The organism is Marinobacter sp. LA51 (genome assembly GCF_030297175.1).
In the GTDB taxonomy this organism is placed as follows: Bacteria; Pseudomonadota; Gammaproteobacteria; order Pseudomonadales; family Oleiphilaceae; genus Marinobacter; species Marinobacter apostichopi.
On record NZ_AP028070.1, the window covers coordinates 3,120,196 to 3,137,464 of the forward strand.

Below are 17,269 nucleotides of genomic sequence, written 5' to 3' on the forward strand. Positions count from 1 at the left end.
AAGCCTGCCAGTTCTGCTGTGACAGCGGTTAACCGCGTTTGGTTTCAAAGTGGTCGAGACCAGCCTGAGCACAATCCATGTCCTGCTGGGGCGTGCCGGAACTCAGGCCAATACCGCCAACCACTTCCCCGTTTACAATCACCGGCAGACCACCACCGACTGAGCTCAGGCGTCCACCCACTTCGGTGTGGATACCAAAGGCGAGACTGCCGGGCACGTTGGCCTTGTTGTAGTCGTGGGTCGCCTTCTTGGCGGCCGCCGCGGTGAAGGCCTTGTCCTGGGCGATGGTGACACTGGTGATCTTGCCACCGTCCATGCGTTCAAAAGCGATCAGATTTCCTGATTCGTCCACAATGGCGATGCACATCGGCACGCCAATTTCCCGGGCCTTTTCTGCAGCCCCCTCAATCAGGATGCGGGCATCCGCAATATCCAGTCTGTTAATCGTCAACATAAAGCATTACTCCTCGAGTGAATTAACCGTAAGCCAGTCCTGGCAACCAGGTCACAATGCCCGGAATCAGGATGCACATAAATAGGCCAAAAGCCTGAATCGCCAGGAATACCAGGGACGAACGAAAGATCGTGCCCATGGAAATCTCCGGCGGGCAAACACCGCGGATATAGAACAGCGCATACCCGAAGGGCGGACTGAGAAACGACATCTGCATGTTCACCAGGTAAAGCACCCCGAACCAAAGCACCACATCCTCACCCGATACCGGCGGAAACCCGAACAGCCCGGTAAATTCCAAGGCCTCAACGATGGGAATAAAGATGGGCACTGCCAACAGCAGGATGCCAACCCAGTCCAAGAACATACCCAGAATGACCAGCAGGAACATCAACAGGAACAGGATGCCGTAAGCCGATAGCCCGGTACCCAGGATAGCGTCGGTGACGAATTGCTGACCGCCCTGGAGGATGTAAAACCCAACAAACACGGATGCACCGAACATAATCCACAACACCATGGCCGAGGCCTTGGCGGTGGTTACCGAAGCTTCCCGAAGCCCGCTGATGGAAAACTTGCCGTGCATGATCGCCACTACGATGGCACCGAAGGAGCCGATACCTGCTGCCTCCACCGGCGTCGCAATGCCGCCGAACAACAAACCCAGCACCAGGCCGACCAGAATCAGCGGCGCAATCAGGCCACGCAGCAGAATCAGTTTTTCCCGCAGGGAGATGCGTTCCTCCACCGGGACTGGCGGGCCCAGTTTCGGGTTGATCCAGCTGCGAATCAAGACATAGGCAATATAAAGACCGGACAACATGAGCCCTGGAATCACCGAGCCCAGATACAACTCGCCCACCGATTGCTGCGCCACAACCGCATAGAGGATGGCAAGGATCGACGGCGGGATCAGGATACCCAGAGTGCCACCGGCCATGATTGAGCCGAGTGCAATCTTGTGGTCGTAGCCGCGTTTGAGCATGGCTGGCAGGGCGATGATACCCATTGTCACCACCGCAGCGCCGATTACGCCCACCATGGCCGCCAGGATAGTTGAGGCCAGAATGGTGGCGGTGGCCAGACCGCCGCTCAGGCCGCCCATCCATTTGTAGACGACACTGAACATCTCCTCGATCAACCCAGCCCGCTCAAGCATGGAAGCCATGAAGATAAACAACGGAATCGCGGCCAGATCCGAGTTGGTCATCATCGGAAAAATCCGGCTAGGCACGATGTTGAGCATCAGCGAGTCGCCCACCAGATAGATGAACATAACCCCGAGACCGCCGGTCACGAATGCCAACGGCAGGCCCATCATCAGCGCCACCGCAAGAGAGCCGAACATCAGGTAGGTCAGCGGCCCGATTTGAACATCGGACAGGCTGCCGGACAGCTTGAACAGGAATTTCTCGTCGCTGAACGGATCGTAAAACAGGATATTGATCATCTCGACACAGATGACGAATGCCAACGCCACGGTGCCCAGAATCATCAGCCAGGTGCCCAGTTTGCCCATAACACTGGTGACCGGCGCCGTTGCTGTATTAGTGCTCATGCTGTGCGCTCCCGGCCAAGACGAACAAACAGGACGATGTCCTTGATCAGTTTCGAGACTCCTGCAAGGAACAGCAGAACCGATCCCAGTAGCATCATGGCCTTAACCGGCCAGTACTGAATCCCCCAGGTTTCCACCGTGGTTTCGTTCATCGAGTAGGAGTTCTGGAAAAAGGTCCAGGACGTGACCATCAGGATCAGCGCAAACATAAAGAAGAACATAGAAGTAAAGATATCCATGCCCACCCGGCCTCGAATTGGCAGGAGGTTATACATCACATCCACCCGCACGTGTGCGCCGTGCAGCAGAGCAAAAGAGCCCGCAAGCAGGTACTGCATGCCCAGCAGCAAAAAGCTGGCTTCGTGCACCCAGATCGTCGGCATGTTGAACAGATAACGCATGACCACTTCGAAGAAATAGAAAACCACCGCGTTGACGGTCCAGAACGAGACAAATACGCCAGACTTCTCACTGATCCAGTCGATGGTATTGGTAAACCAGTTGCCCTCAAAATTCAGATAGATCAGGGGGTCTTCAGACTCCGCCTGGAGTTCTGCCGGTGTTTTCTCCGGTGCAGTGGTCTCGCCACCTCGGGCACTGCTCCATTTGTCCAGGGCCATCATGATCAGCGGCATCACCGCCAGCCAGCCCCAGTAGAACCAGTGCGGCAATACGAATCCGAAACCTTCGAGTCCCGACATAGTGTTGCTACCTCAGTCAAAAAATGGGGAAGGTGGGCCTCCTCCGTCCGGAGCAGTCCCTGCCCTTCCCCTCGCTTTTATTGTTGTTAAACGGGCGCGTTATCTACCTTCAACGCCCTCAAGGTCTGACTCATTAATGTAGCCAACGGTCTCGTTCATCATATATTCGAGCTGCATGTCAAAGATGGCGCGGGCATCCTCATCTTTGTTAGCCCACTTGTACCAGATCGGAATCGCAGCGCGGCGGAACTCCTGCAGGTCTTCCTGACTGAGGCGGGTCACGGTATCGCCGGATTCCTTGAACTTCTCCATAGCGGCGATGTTTCGTTTCTGGATGGTCAGGTAGTGTCGCTGGGAATAGTTGCGCACTTCTTCTTCCACCAGTTTTTGCAGCTTCGGATCCAGGGAATTCCAGGCACGCAGGCTGACGGTCAGATCCATCAAGTCCACAGGCTGGTATATCGACATGACCCCCGGCGGCCCGAAGATGATGTAGTCGGTGACCTGAGAAAAGCCCAGTTCCCAGTTCACGGCCGGGCCAACATAATCGGCTGCATCGATGGTGCCCTTTTCGAGCGCCGGGAAAATGTCAGAACCCGGCAGACTGACAGTGGATACGCCAAACTGCTGGAACACTTCGGCCACCATGCCGCCGGGCACACGAATCTTCATGCCCTTAAGATCAGCCAGGCTATTGACCGGTTTCTTGGAGTGAATAATGTTGGCGTCGTGCTGGATAGGGCCAACGTAAAACAGGCCGAACTTCTTGTAGATTTCTCGGGTTTTTTCCAGCATCCCCATGGAGTAAAACATGGTGTCCCACTGATGGGGCTGATCCGGCCCAGCGGGGTAGGAAGACAGGAAGACCGAGGCCGGAATCTTGCCGGACCAATACAGGGTAAATGGGTTCATGCCCTGCAAAACGCCATTGCGAACGGCATCAAACAGCGCATTGTTGTCGGCGGCAACCGCCTTGGCCGGGAACGGCTTGAATATCAGCTCGCCACCGGATTTTTCCTCCATGCTCTGACACCATTCTTCGAACAGGTCGTAGCCGACCGTACCGGCGTCCCAGACTGACTGGATTTTCCAGGTGGTCGCGGCCTGAGCTTGGCCCGCTCCCATCAACATGGCGCCGGCAAAAGCGGCACCAACAGCAACCGACTTGAGAAAGCTCCTGCGAGGCGGTGCCTCGGCAGGCTCGCTGTAGTATCGAGCACTATCATTGGTGTTCATCGACAGATCTCCATTGGCATTGTTGTTATCAGCGTCTGACTCAACGCCGGTTGGGAAATTTCACCGTCCGACATTAAATCGATATTCGTAGCCAATTCGGGTTTAGTCCAGCGGTTAACCAACTGGTCCGACCAGTTTTTCCCGCGACATAAATGGACGAATTGGCTGCAATCATCCATATTTACAGGGCTTGGCGGAGTACTCGCCAAGATTCCAGACTCCAACTCTGACAACAACAACTGGTCAGACCAGCAAGCAAAGACAGGCACCTGAATGGCAATTTCCCAGGAAATTTCGTACCGACTCGAGCGGCTCATTCTTGATGGTGGGCTGGCACCGGAGCAGAAAATTCCGTCGGAACGCCAGTTGGCTTCCCGTCTGGGTGTATCCCGGGCCGTTATTAGGGAGGCTCTGCACGAACTGCAAGGCCGGGGTGTCATCGAAACCCGCCATGGTAAAGGGTCGTTCGTGGCCAGCATGGTTCCGCAAACAGATACCGTCGATGACCACAGCCCGCTCATGCACCTGTTTGAAGGCCACCCCCGCACGCTCTACGACTTGCTGGAAGTGCGCGAGCAGTTGGAAGGCCAGGCCGCGTTCCTGGCGGCCCAACGTGCCACCGGCGCAGACCGGCACCGGATCACCAAAGCCTTCAAGGCGCTGGAAGAAACCGACCCGCTCAGCAACGCGCGGTCAGATCACAGTTTTCACCTGGCAATCGTGGAAGCCTCGCACAATCCGGTTCTGGTGCACGTGCTTAGCAGCCTGAAAAACATGATGCTGATGACAGTCCAGGCCTCGGTGGCTAACCTGAACCCAAGACAGGAAATGCGGAAGAAGATCGTTCGCCAGCACCGGCAACTCTTTGAGGCCGTTATCTCCAGTAAACCCGGGGTGGCACAGAAGGCTGCCACGGCCCATGTCCGCTTTGTCAGTGAGGCGTTACGGGAGATGGAAAAGGACGGCAGCCAGGTCATCCGGATGCCGATCCCCCCGGATAATTCGACACAACAATCTCATCAGAGCCCTTAATGCGGGGGACACCGCACGGGCGCTGCAAACTCATTCATACACAGCAGCATGTTGGATCTCGGCTAACAAAGCGGCAAAGCCTCTTTAAGAGGTATTGATTTCCGCAGCCACAGTCCGTAAAACATGCGCCTTTGACTGACAGCCTCGGGAGCTTCCAATGGCGGACAAATCGCCTTTGATCTGCAGGGATATTCACAAGACTTTCGACAAGCATGAAGTGCTCAAGGGCATTTCACTGGAAACCCGCAAAGGCGATGTGGTTTCCCTGATCGGCAGTTCCGGCTCTGGCAAGAGCACCTTTCTGCGTTGTATCAACCTTCTGGAAACGCCTACCTCCGGCGACATTATTGTGCACGGCGACCCAATCCGGTTCACCAATAACCGCAAGGGCGAGCGTATTCCGGCTGATAACAAGCAGGTTGAACAGATCCGCTCGAAACTTTCCATGGTGTTCCAGGGCTTCAATCTTTGGTCTCACATGACCGTGCTGGAAAACATTATCGAAGCCCCGGTCAACGTGTTGAAAGTACCAAAGAAAGAGGCCATCGAGCGCGCCGAGTCCTACCTCCAGAAAGTCGGTATCTACGAGCGCAAGGATTACTACCCGGCGCAGATGTCTGGTGGTCAGCAGCAGCGTGCTGCCATTGCCCGCGCCCTGGCCATGGAGCCTGAGGTGATGCTGTTCGATGAACCCACCTCAGCCCTGGATCCGGAACTGGTGGGTGAAGTTCTGAAGGTTATGCAGAGTCTGGCCGAGGAAGGCAGGACCATGATCGTGGTCACCCACGAAATGGCGTTCGCAAGGGATGTTTCCAGTCAGGTCCTGTTCTTGCATCAGGGCGTGATTGAAGAACAAGGTACACCCGAAAAAGTGTTTGATAACCCGGACTCGGAACGCATGAAGCAGTTCCTTGCTCCCAACTTCTGACACTCGGTGCTATCTTGAGTTCGTACTGGATGCAGTGCTTCCATTAAAAATAAGCCGAAAAGGCAAATCACTGGAGAAGTAACACATGAAAAAACTGATTGTTGCAGCAAGTTGCGCACTGGCCATGGCGGCCGGAGCCGTCCAGGCCAAAGACTGGAAGGAAATCCGCATTGCCTTTGACGTGCCTTACGAGCCGTTTGAGTACAAAGACGAAAATGGCGAGCTGACCGGCTTCGAAGTTGAGCTGGCCGAAGCCATGTGTGCCGAGATGAAAGCGGACTGCGAATTCGTTATTCAATCCTGGGACGGCATGATTCCTGGCCTGCTGGCTCGCAAATTCGACGCCATCATGTCTTCCATGTCCATCACTCCGGAGCGCGCCGAGCGCGTACTGTTCTCCGAGCCGTACTACAACACCCCGGGTGGCTGGTTCGCGCCTGAAGCCTTTAACACCGACGTCACCGACATGGACGCCATGAAGGGCAAGGTAGTCGGCGTTCAGCGTGGCACCACCATGGACACCTTCGTTACCGAGAACATGGGCGGAATCGTAACCATCAAGCGTTACACCACTGCCGACGACATGGTTCTGGACCTCGAAGGCCAGCGCCTGGACGTGGTTTTTGTTGATTACCCGGTAGGCGAGCAGACCGTACTGAGCAAAGACGGCTTCAAAGAAGTTGGCGAGCCGGTCAAGCTGGGTGAAGGCGTAGGTGTTGCCATGCGTCAGCGTGACAAGGACCTGGCTGGTAAAGTGAACGCTACCCTGAAGAAACTGAAGAATGATGGCACCTACGACACCATCATGCAGAAGTACTTCAACTACGACATCAAGATGTAAACCGCAGGGGTGGCCTCACCGGCCACCCCTGACTACCGGACGTTTCCATGCTCGATCTGAAAGGCTATGGCCCGGCACTACTGGACGGGGCAATCGTTACCATTGAATTGGCCTTCCTCTCGCTGGCCCTGGCAGTCACACTCGGACTGATTGGTGCCTCCTCCAAGCTGTCCAGCAACCGTGTCGCCAAAGGCGCCGCTACGGCCTATACCACGCTGATTCGCGGTGTGCCAGATCTGGTCATGATGCTGCTGTTTTACTACGGCGGACAGGTGGCCGTTAACAATATCTCGGACCTGCTCTGGGAAGCCTACGAAGTCGACTTTTTCTTTCAGTTCGATCCGTTTATTTCTGGTGTTGTCACCATCGGACTGATTTTCGGTGCCTACATGACCGAAACCTTTCGCGGTGCCTTTCTGGCGGTTGAAACCGGGCAGATTGAGGCCGCGCGCGCCTACGGGTTCACCCGCTGGCACACCTTCCGGCGCATCATCTTTCCGCAGATGCTTCGCCATGCCCTGCCAGGCCTCGGTAATAACTGGCAGGTGCTGCTAAAAACCACGGCGCTGGTGTCCATCATCGGCCTGACCGATATGGTTCGGGTGGCCGAGGAAGCGGCCAAGGCCGAACGCATGCCGTTCCACTTTTTCATTCCGGTGGCATTCGTGTATCTGGCGCTGACAGCCGGTTCCGAGCTGTTCATCAAATGGCTCAACAAGCGCGCCAATGTCGGCGTGGTTCAGGGGGGATAAGACATGCCTGACTTTATCGCCCAATGGCTGAACCAGAACGAGATCTTTACCGCCATGACCATGGTGGAATACTGGAATGGTCTGGTTAGCACGGTTCAGCTGGTGTTCCTGTCGCTGGTAATCGGCCTTGTTTGCGCTGTGCCGCTGGCGATCATGCGCACCAGCCGCAACCCATTGGTTTCCTTGCCAGTATGGCTGTACACCTATCTGTTCCGTGGCACGCCGCTGCTGATTCAGCTGTACATCATCTATTACGGCATCGCGCAGATTCCAGGTATTCAGGAAACCTTCTGGTGGGAGATTTTCCGGGAGCCGTTCTATCCTGCGCTGCTTGCGTTCACTTTGAACACGGCGGCCTACACCACGGAAATCATCCGCGGTGCGATTATGTCTACACCCCATGGGGAGATTGAAGCGGCCAAGGCCTATGGCATGAACTGGTTCATGCGCATGCGTCGGATCATCTTGCCGAGTGCCGCCCGGCGCGCGGTTCAGGCCTACTCGAACGAGGTCATCTTCATGCTGCACTCGAGCGCGATTGCCAGCGTGGTGACCATTGTCGATCTGACCGGTGCGGCCCGGAATATCTATTCCCGGTTCTACGCGCCGTTCGATGCGTTCATCTTTGTAGCGCTGATCTACATGATGCTGACCTTTATTCTGGTGTTCGCGTTCCGCAAACTTGAGAACCATCTGTTGCGACATCAGCGTCCGATTAGCAACTGACGTTTTGTCCTTTTGCTTTGGTGCCCGGGCAGGCAGGGTGTTGCCTCCCGGGAGCCGCTCGAGCCCATCCATGGGGCGCTTGAGTGAAGCCGTCCATGGCTTCACACACTCCCGGGAGGCAACACCCTGCCCGCCCCCAGATTTGTTTCGGGGATTCTAATGACTGTTTACTCGGATCTGTTTTCTGATTCGTTTGACTGGCTCAGTCACACCCTCAATAACGCCACGGCCGATGTGGCCGAAGTCCGCACCGAACTGCGGGATGGCACGGTCATTGTCCGTAGGGCTCTGGGCATTCTGGAGCTGACACCTGCCCCCGGCCAATCAAATCCTAACAATGAAACCCTGATAGTCTCCGCCGGCGTGCACGGCAACGAGACTGCACCTATTGAGGTGTTGAATGGCCTGGTCAGCGAGCTGCTGAACGGTGACTGGCAGCTGGCCTGTCCATTGTTGCTAATCCTGGGCAACCCGCCTGCCATGGTTAAAGGTGACCGGTTTCTGGATGCCAACATGAACCGACTGTTCCACGGAGCCCATCAAAAGCCCGAGTATCAGGGCCTGCCAGAAGCCGCGAGAGCACGACAGATTGAATCTCTATGTCGGGACTTTAAGGCCAGCCATTCCGGCCAGCTCTCACACTACGATCTGCACACGGCGATTCGGCCGTCCCAGCGGGAAAAGTTTGCGCTCTATCCGTTTGTGGAAGGTCGCGAGGTGCCGGCGCAGCAGTGTGAGTTTCTGTTAGAGGCTGAAGTCGAGACGCTGTTGCTGCAGCACAAATCGGGCACCACGTTTTCGTCGTTCTCGTCGTCTCAGCTGGGTGCCGAGAGTTTTACCGTGGAGCTGGGCAAGGTGCGTCCGTTCGGGCAGAACGATCTGAGCCGGTTTACCGGCATCCGTGATGCGCTAAGGCGTCGGTTCCGGGGCGAACCTGCGCCGCAACCGGCGAGTGCGACGTTTGAACGGCTAACGGTGTTTGAGGTGGTGCACGAGATTCTGAATACCGGCCCGGGGTTCGTTTTTCATGTGCCGGATGACGTGGCGAATTTTACCGAGTACGCACCGGGCACCGTCATATGGGAGGACGAATCCACCACCTACCGGGTTGGCGATCAGGCCGAGTCGATTGTATTTCCCAACAGAGACGTGCCTGTGGGCCAGCGAGCGGGCCTGCTGATCCGACCCCGGTAATCACTACCGGGGCCGGGTCAAAATCCCAATTCAGCGCTGGCTCAGGCCGGCGCGTTCTCAGGCTCAGGCACCGGGGCCTTGATCAGTTGCGTGCACACCGCCGGGATTACCAGCAGGGTTAAAACCGTGGAGGCCAGCAGCCCGGAGATAATGGCCCAGGCCATGGGTGGCCAAAGGGTTGAGCTGGAAAAAGCCAGCGGTAGCAACCCGGCTACGGTTGTGGCCGTGGTCAACAGGATCGGCCGGGTACGCTGTTCAACCGCTTTTCGCACCGCATCCCGAATGCCCTCACCGGCCGCCAGTTGCCGGTCCATGACATCCAGCAGCACGATGGCGTTATTCACCACAATACCTACCAGCGCGATCACGCCCAGCAGCGACTGGAAGCCAAACGGCGAATTCGATAACACCAGTCCCGGAAAGATGCCCACCGTGGCCAGCGGCACCGTTAACAGTATGATGCCGACCCGGCGGAAGGAATTGAACTGCAACAGCAGGAAAAACAGCAGCAACAGCACGCCGATGGGGGCCGCTGTGAGCAACGCGCTGTTTGCGTCGCCGGAGCCTTCGGCATCGCCTCCCAGCGCAATGCGGGTGCCCTCCGGCAGCGGGTTTTCTTCCAGTGCCGCGTACATACTTTCCAGGGCTGCATTGAAGCCGTAACCAGCCTGCAGGTTGGCAGTGACCGTGTTCATCCGGACACCATCACGCAGATAACGCACCGCCGGCTCCCAGGTAGTTTCAACACTGGCCACCGCGGACAGCGGTACCGCATCACCGCGATCGTTGTAGATGTTCACCGACAACAATCGTGACAGCGACAACGCGGTGCCCTCCCTCGATCTCAGAACCAGAGGAATCGGATCTTCTTCCTGCCGGTAGCGCTCGGCGACCACACCGAAACTCTGGCCATAGAGACTCTGGGCGACGTCTGCCCGGGTCAGGCCGTAACGGGCCGCCGTGGCATCATCAACGTTGATCGCAATGCTCGGTACGCCAATATCCAGATCGTGGCGGACATCCACTGTGCCTTCTGCCTGGCGCAAGATCCCGAAGATCTGCTCCACCGCCTCGCTCCGGATGATATCGCTGGCGTGATAGACACGAACAGCAACCGGCGCCGCCCGGGGTGGCCCCTGCCCGAGAATGCCGACGCTGACGTCCAGTTCCGGCATTTCATCGTTCACATGGGCACGAACCCAGCGGATGATCTCGGTAGTGTCGGCCAGGGTTGGCGTCCGGATAACCAACCGTGCTCTGTTAGGCGCTTGCGGCGCACGCTGCAGGTTGTAATAGAAACTGGGGCCGGTGAAGCCAACAAACCGGTGCACTTCCACCGCTTTGGGCTGGGTGCGGATCATCCGCTCCAGGTCCGATGCGGCCTCTGCGGTGCGTTCCTGATCGGTGCCTTCTGGCATATACAGCTCCACAATCACCCGCGGTCGATCGGCATTCGGGAAGAACTGCTGGGCCATGAACGGTGTCATCGCCACACTGACGGACACCAGCAAAACACCGGCGGCAATCAGGCGGCCAGGATAGCGGGACACCAGGCTACCCAGGAATTGGGCCAGACCCACCAGGCGATCACTGCCAACGTTGCGGCGAGGCTTGAGGAAGCGGGCAGCCAGCAAGGGCACCGCGGAAATGGCGAGCAGGTAGCTGACTGACAGAGTCAGCATGATCATCACCGGTACGCCCCGAGTAAAGTCGGCGGCACCGCCCTTGGATAACAGCAGGGGCGCGAAGGCCGCCAGGGTGGTTCCGGTGGAGGCGCCGAGTGGCCCGGCCAGCTCGCCAACGGCGGTGCGCAGGGAATCCAGTCGCCGCATGCCCTGGTCCAGATGACCCTGGATGTTTTCGACGATAACAATGGCGTTATCAATGAGAATACCCAGGGAGATGACCATGCCGATCACCGCAATCTGGTGCAGCACCCCGCCGCCGAGGTCGTACAGACCAATACTGATCAATGCCACCATCGGAAGAATCGACGCCACCAGCAGGCCCATGCGGATGCCCATACCGGTGAACACCACCGCGACAATAATCAGCACCGACAGCACCAGACTCCAGGCCAGGTTATCCAGGCGCTGCTCGACCTTGTCGGGCTGGAAGAACATCTCGCGAATCTCGTAAGGCTCGAACTCCCCACGAATGGCTTCCACCCGTTCCCGCACCCGTTCACCAAACCGGATGGCGTCGGTGGCGCCCTCCTCCATGATGAGGGAGACCAGTACTACCCGTTCGCCGTCGTACCAGGTCTCTGGCTGGCGAGGTTCCACCGGCCCACGCCAGACATCGGCGGCAGCCGCCAGGGGCACCTGAGAGCCGTCCGGGAGTTCTATGGGCGTGGCGCGAATGGCCTCAATATCGGCAAATTCGCTGTTCGGCAGGATGGACAGCCGACGGCCGTCTGACACCACAAAACCGCCGGGAATGGTTTGATTGCGCCGGGCCAGGGTGTCCAATACCCGGGCTGGCGAGATACCCAGGCGAAACAGGGCAGCGTCATCCAGCGCCAGGGTAATCTGCTCATCGGCGTCGCCTTCAAGATCAATACGCGATACGCCCTGAATATCGGAAAGATTGCTTTTCAGGCGCTCGGCAACATCGGTCAATTCAGTAACCGAGGGGCCACCAGCCACCGCCAACACTATGGCCGGGATGTCGATCAGCCGGTCGTCCAGTTCCATCTGACCAACGTCGTCCGGGAAGTCATTCCTGGCCCGCTCCATGGCGAGCCGGACCCGATCCCAGGCCGGATCGGTATCGTAAATGGCGTCGTTCAGACGCAGCTTGACCAGGGCCACCCCGGTCCGTGCCGTGCCTTCGCTGAAGTCCACCTCTTCCACCTGGCGCAGCTCATCAACCAGGGGCTGGAGCACCAGGCGCTCTACCGCATCAGCACTGGCACCGGGATAGTTCACCGAGACCATGCCGGCCCGATAGGGAAACGACGGATCTTCCTGGCGCGGCATGGTGCTGTAGGCCGCGATCCCCAGCAAACACAGCATGGTGACCACCATGCCGAGCAGCCGGCGGCAATTCAGCAGTCGGCGAGTCATTACCGCACCTCCACGGCGTCACCATCGGTGAGCCGGGTCATGCCCGCGTAGACCACCTGGTCACCGGGAGACAGCTCCTCGGCACGAACCACCACACGCTCGCCCACGATACGCTCGACGGTGACCGGAACGCGCCTGGCCTGGCCATCCCGCACCCGGAACACGCCCGTGCCCTCACCTGTGCGCACCACCGACAACAGAGGCACGGTAGTCGCTGACATCCGCACTGGTGTGATGCCCACTTCCACCGGCGCACCGGGCTTCAGTGAATCGACGGGCAGGCTCGCCAGAATCGGATGCAGTTCACCACGGACCGCACCGGCCTGGGCAATCTCTACCACCGAGCCGGTCTGGGGCGGACGAGAGCGGTCCTGCACTGACCAGATCGGCAGTTCCTGTTGCAGGGTCACGTGTTCCAGCAGGTAAGCCGGTACCCGGACTTCAACCTCACGACCGTCGGGAGAGGACAGCCGCATTACCGGTTGGCCGGCGGCAACAAATTCGTCCTGTTCCACTAGTAAAGCTTCAACCCGGCCCGAGAACGGTGCTCTTAGAGTGCTTTCATCCAAAAGCTGAGTGGCCTCGGCCAAAGCCGCCTGAGCCGTGGCCACGCTGGCTCGCAGCGAATCCCGCCGAGCAGCAAGCTGTTCCAGACTTTGCTCCGATACCACGCCCCGCTCGTGCAATCGGCTGGACCGGTCCCATTCCCGCTTGGCCTGCTCAAACTGCGTTTTCAACTCATCCAGCTTGGCCCGCGCCGAATCCCGCGCCGGCGCCAGGGCCGGGTTATAGACCCGAGCCAGCACGTCACCGGCGCTGACGGTTTGGCCCAGCTCTACGGCACGTTCTTTCAACGTACCGCTGACCTGAAACGTCAAGGTTGCCCGCTGGGTCGCTCGCACGATGCCGGAGAAACGCAGCGCCATGCCCTCAGTCTGACCGCCGGTCACGTCGGCAACGCGCACCGAGACGGTGGGCTCTGAAGTTTCGGCAGAGACATCACTGGCTTTACAACCGGACAACGACACCGCGGCGGCAATGGCGATGACAGCGGCGAATGATGGGAGAAGTGGCTTCATGATTTGTCCTTTCATCCATGCTCTGGTCGGTAACGGGCGTCCGTTCCATCGGAATCCCGAGACTATGATTACGACATAATGTCACTCTTTGACATTTTGTCAATAATCAGGCCTTATTCACATTGAGGTATCATGCCAACGTCGTTGTAGCCATATGGAAGGTCAGATGAGTGAACCGCTGAAAACACGCCGAGAACGAGAGCGCCAGGCTCGCTACGACGCCATCCTGGACGCGGCCGAACTGGTCTTTTCGGAAAAAGGCTACGAGCGCACGTCCATGGATGACATCGCGCGCACCGCCAGTCTGAGCCGGGCGCTGCTGTACGTCTATTTCAAGGATAAGGCCGCCATTCAGCGGGGCATCATGCTGCGGGCCGGGCAAAGCCTGGCAACCCGTTTCCAGGAGGCCCGGGATCGGGCCGACACCGGGCTGGCGCAGATTGCGGCCATGGGCGAGGCGTACTATGGGTTTTACCTGGATGAGCCGGATTACTTCTCAGCATTAACCACGGCGTCTACCGCCATGGCCGAGGCCGATGAGAGTCAGACGGAAGAGATGCTGTGTTCGAAGTCCGATCTGATGGAGCTGATGATTGGCGCCATCCGCCTCGGGCTGGAGGACGGCACCATGAGCCGAGACCGGATTGCAGACCCGGTCCAGACCGCACTTTACCTTCGTGGCGCCCTCCATGGCGTCCTGTTGCTGTGTCAGTCAGAACTCAGCACCGGTTCCGGCAAACCGGACGAGAACGTTTCCGCCGATGCACTGATCCGGCACACCATGGAAATGCTGACGTCGTCGATCGCGCCCTAGAGCTGGAAGTCGTAAATCGATCCGAGCCCTAGAATACCAGTCAGCTCGTCCAGGGCCTTGCGCACTTCCTGCAGCAGCATCGGATCGGCCAGGTCCGCCTGTGACAACCGGTCCCGGTAATGCGCCTTGACCCAGGCGGTCAGGCGCTCATACAGATCGTCGGTCAACAGCACACCCCGGTGCATAGCCTTAAGTTCCTCGTCGCTCAGCACGACCCGCAAGCGCAAACAGGCGGGGCCACCGCCGTTGCGCATCGACTGTTTGACGTCAAACACCTCGACCGAGGTGATGGGTCCACCGGACTGCACCAGAGCATCCAGGTAGCGACTGACTGAAGCCACTTCCCGACACTCTCCGGGCACCGCCAGCATCATGCCATCCGGGGTATTCAGCAACTGGCTGTTGAACAGGTATGAGGCCACAGCGTCCTCAATCGGCACTTCCTCACTGCTGACCCGCACCGCTTCAAGTTCGGCGCCGTTCAGGCGCGACCGAATATCCGCCAGCACCCGTTCTTCTTCCAGAAATGCCATGTCGTGATAGAACAGGGTGTTGCCATTGCCGACCGCAATCACATCGTTGTGGAACACGCCCGCGTCGATGGCGTTCGGGTTCTGCTGGGCAAACACCGTGTGCTGGTCATCAAGCCCGTGCAGCCGGGCAATGGCCTGGGAGGCCTCCAGGGTTTGCCGGGCCGGGTATTTTTTCGGCGCCGGGGCCTGATCATTGAATGCCACCTGCCCGTACACGAACAGCTCGACCCCCGCTTCGCCATAGCCGCCACACAGGCGGGTATGGTTGGCAGCGCCTTCGTCACCGAACTGGCTGACCGATGGCAGGGCTGGATGATGGGCAAAATAACCCTCATCGGCGAAGATCGCCTTCAGTGCCCGCCCGGTCACCCGATGCTCAATGGAGCGATGGAACTTGGCACTCAGGTTAGCCGGAGTGAAATGCACCCGATGATCGGCGGTATCCGCACTGGGCGATACCGTCGCGGCATTGGCAGTCCACATGGTGGACGCAGACGACACCGCCGCCAGAATCGACGGACTGGTTTTCACAGCGTGCTCCAGAATCTGGCTGTCCGAGCCCTCAAAGCCCAGCGCACGCAGCGTTGGGATATGGGGCCGCTCGTGCGGCGGCAGGATACCCTGAACATAGCCACGGTCCGCCAGCCGCTTCATCTTCGCCAGACCCTGCAGCGCGGCTTCCTGGGGATTGGATTCCGCGCGCACATTCGACTTCGAGGCCACGTTCCCCCAGGACAGCCCGGCGTAGTTGTGAGTGGGCCCAACCAGACCGTCGAAATTCGCTTCTACCGCGTGCTTCACCATCGCTGTTCGTTCCGTTTTTGTTGGTCGCAATTAAGGGTTACTTGTCGAAATTCAGACCAGGAGCCAGGGTTGCCGGCACCTCACTGTGGCGCGATTCCAACGAGGCCATCGGCCAGGCGCAGTAATCCGCCGCGTAATAGGCACTGGCGCGGTGGTTACCACTGGCACCCACCCCTCCGAACGGCGCGGCACTGCTGGCACCGGTCAACGGACGGTTCCAGTTCACGATGCCGGCCCGCACTTCTTCAACCAGCCGGTCATAGAGTTTGCGATCGTCGGTGAGGATACCGGCGGACAAGCCGTAGCGGGTGTCGTTGGCCAGTTCCAGAGCGTCGTCAAAGCTCTTGTACCGGTACACGGTCAACAGAGGCCCAAAGAACTCCTCGTCGCTGACATCCAAGCCGGTGACATCGACGATGCCCGGCGACAACAGGCCGGTATCCGGCTTGACCTGCTTCATTTCCAGCAGGGATGTAGCGCCTTTCTCGAGCATACTGGCTTGGGCGTCCAGCAGTTTGTCTGCGGCTTCGGCGGAAATCACCGAGCCCATGAACGGTTGTGGATCGGCATCGAACTCGCCAACCTGAATACGGCCCGACAACTCCGCCAGGCGATCCAGGAATTCATCACCCTTCTTGCCCTTGGGGACCAGCAGGCGACGGGCGCAGGTGCAACGCTGCCCCGCAGACAGAAATGCCGATTGCAGGGCGTGGTGCACGGCACCGTCGACATCGGCGACGTCCTGCACGATGAGCGGGTTGTTGCCGCCCATTTCCAGCGCCAGGATTTTCTCCGGCTGGCCGCCAAACTGCTCATGCAGCAAATGGCCTACAGTGGAGCTGCCGGTAAAGAACAGGCCATCGATCATCGGGTGTCCCGCCAGGGATTTTCCGGTCGCCGACGCGCCCTGAACCAGGTTCATCACGCCTTCGGGAATGCCCGCCTTCTCCCAGAACTTGACGGTCATCTCGGCAACTCCCGGCGTCAACTCGCTGGGTTTGAACACCACGGTATTACCCGCCAGCAGTGCCGGAACAATATGACCGTTGGGCAGGTGACCCGGGAAGTTATAGGGGCCAAACACCGCGACAACACCGTGGGGGCGATGCCGGAGCACGGCATGACCGCCAGCCACTTCGGACTCAGAATGCCCGGTGCGATCGTTGTAGGCCTGCACGGAAATAGCGACTTTTCCGACCATGGCCGCAACTTCAGTGCGGGATTCCCACAGCGGCTTACCGGTTTCCAGACCGATCTGGTGCGCCAGCGCTTCCTTGTTTTCCTCGAGCTGATCGCGGAAGGCTTCAACCACCGCCAGACGTTCCGCGAAGCTCTTACGACGCCATTTCACAAACGCGCTGCGGGCCTCACGGACCGCGGCATCGACGTCTTCCAGGTTGGCGGCATTGCCGTCCCAGACGGTGTCTCCAGTAACCGGCTGGATTGACTCAAAGTATTCGCCGTGACCCTGGAGCCACAGGCCATCAATAAAGAGTTCACCTGTCAGGTTTGCCATATCAGAGCACCTCCCGGTACTGGACTTATATAG

General features: G+C 58.5%; 15 protein-coding genes. 7 read left to right on the top strand and 8 right to left on the bottom strand.

All coding sequences use genetic code 11. The annotated features are described in order from the left end of the window. Positions 1-28 precede the first annotated feature (28 nt). The 4 genes from QUE89_RS14510 to dctP all read right to left on the bottom strand — a co-directional run bounded on the left by QUE89_RS14510 (position 29) and on the right by dctP (position 3,949). Positions 29-454, bottom strand: a complete 426-nt coding sequence (locus QUE89_RS14510) for a GlcG/HbpS family heme-binding protein (protein WP_286220774.1) — start codon at positions 452-454, stop codon at positions 29-31. Between the two features lie 22 nt (positions 455-476). Further along, entirely contained in the window at positions 477-2,012 is a 1,536-nt protein-coding gene (locus QUE89_RS14515; protein ID WP_286220775.1) for a TRAP transporter large permease, read from the bottom strand. Continuing rightward, positions 2,009-2,713 carry a TRAP transporter small permease subunit gene (locus QUE89_RS14520; RefSeq protein ID WP_286220776.1) on the bottom strand — a complete coding sequence of 235 codons (705 nt, stop codon included), beginning with the start codon at positions 2,711-2,713 and terminating at the stop codon, positions 2,009-2,011. Before QUE89_RS14520 ends, QUE89_RS14515 begins: the two co-directional genes overlap by 4 nt. A gap of 99 nt (positions 2,714-2,812) precedes the next feature. Beyond that, a complete protein-coding gene (gene dctP / locus QUE89_RS14525; RefSeq protein ID WP_434784075.1) occupies positions 2,813-3,949 on the bottom strand; it encodes a TRAP transporter substrate-binding protein DctP in 1,137 nt (378 codons plus the stop codon). Positions 3,950-4,222: 273 nt separating this feature from the next. On the opposite strand from dctP, the gene QUE89_RS14530 reads away from it, so the two are divergent. The 6 genes from QUE89_RS14530 to astE all read left to right on the top strand — a co-directional run bounded on the left by QUE89_RS14530 (position 4,223) and on the right by astE (position 9,422). Further along, positions 4,223-4,981, top strand: a complete 759-nt coding sequence (locus QUE89_RS14530; protein WP_286220777.1) for an FCD domain-containing protein — start codon at positions 4,223-4,225, stop codon at positions 4,979-4,981. A 157-nt stretch (positions 4,982-5,138) separates the two neighbouring features. Further along, positions 5,139-5,909, top strand: a complete 771-nt coding sequence (locus QUE89_RS14535; RefSeq protein WP_041339196.1) for an ABC transporter ATP-binding protein — start codon at positions 5,139-5,141, stop codon at positions 5,907-5,909. Between the two features lie 85 nt (positions 5,910-5,994). Further along, a complete protein-coding gene (locus QUE89_RS14540) occupies positions 5,995-6,750 on the top strand; it encodes a transporter substrate-binding domain-containing protein (RefSeq protein ID WP_286220778.1) in 756 nt (251 codons plus the stop codon). 47 nt (positions 6,751-6,797) lie between these two features. Next, on the top strand, positions 6,798-7,502 hold the full coding sequence (locus QUE89_RS14545) for an ABC transporter permease (protein ID WP_286220779.1): 705 nt from the start codon (positions 6,798-6,800) through the stop codon (positions 7,500-7,502). A gap of 3 nt (positions 7,503-7,505) precedes the next feature. After that, positions 7,506-8,228, top strand: a complete 723-nt coding sequence (locus QUE89_RS14550; RefSeq protein ID WP_286220780.1) for an ABC transporter permease — start codon at positions 7,506-7,508, stop codon at positions 8,226-8,228. Between the two features lie 159 nt (positions 8,229-8,387). Continuing rightward, positions 8,388-9,422, top strand: a complete 1,035-nt coding sequence (gene astE, locus QUE89_RS14555; RefSeq protein ID WP_286220781.1) for a succinylglutamate desuccinylase — start codon at positions 8,388-8,390, stop codon at positions 9,420-9,422. A gap of 41 nt (positions 9,423-9,463) precedes the next feature. Here astE and QUE89_RS14560 read toward each other — a convergent pair whose 3' ends face one another. Together QUE89_RS14560 and QUE89_RS14565 are read right to left on the bottom strand one after the other, a co-directional pair. After that, entirely contained in the window at positions 9,464-12,490 is a 3,027-nt protein-coding gene (locus QUE89_RS14560) for an efflux RND transporter permease subunit (protein ID WP_286220782.1), read from the bottom strand. Beyond that, complete coding sequence (locus tag QUE89_RS14565) at positions 12,490-13,569, bottom strand: efflux RND transporter periplasmic adaptor subunit (protein ID WP_286220783.1); 1,080 nt, start codon at positions 13,567-13,569, stop codon at positions 12,490-12,492. Before QUE89_RS14565 ends, QUE89_RS14560 begins: the two co-directional genes overlap by 1 nt. Positions 13,570-13,735: 166 nt before the next feature. On the opposite strand from QUE89_RS14565, the gene QUE89_RS14570 reads away from it, so the two are divergent. After that, positions 13,736-14,383: a TetR/AcrR family transcriptional regulator gene (locus tag QUE89_RS14570; RefSeq protein WP_286220784.1), complete on the top strand. Its 648-nt coding sequence runs from the start codon at positions 13,736-13,738 to the stop codon at positions 14,381-14,383. Here the strand turns inward: QUE89_RS14570 and astB are convergent. Together astB and astD are read right to left on the bottom strand one after the other, a co-directional pair. Continuing rightward, positions 14,380-15,720: an N-succinylarginine dihydrolase gene (astB, locus tag QUE89_RS14575; protein ID WP_286220785.1), complete on the bottom strand. Its 1,341-nt coding sequence runs from the start codon at positions 15,718-15,720 to the stop codon at positions 14,380-14,382. The two genes, QUE89_RS14570 and astB, sit on opposite strands and share 4 nt — an antisense overlap. A gap of 37 nt (positions 15,721-15,757) precedes the next feature. Next, a complete protein-coding gene (astD, locus tag QUE89_RS14580) occupies positions 15,758-17,236 on the bottom strand; it encodes a succinylglutamate-semialdehyde dehydrogenase (RefSeq protein ID WP_286220786.1) in 1,479 nt (492 codons plus the stop codon). Positions 17,237-17,269: the final 33 nt, after the last annotated feature.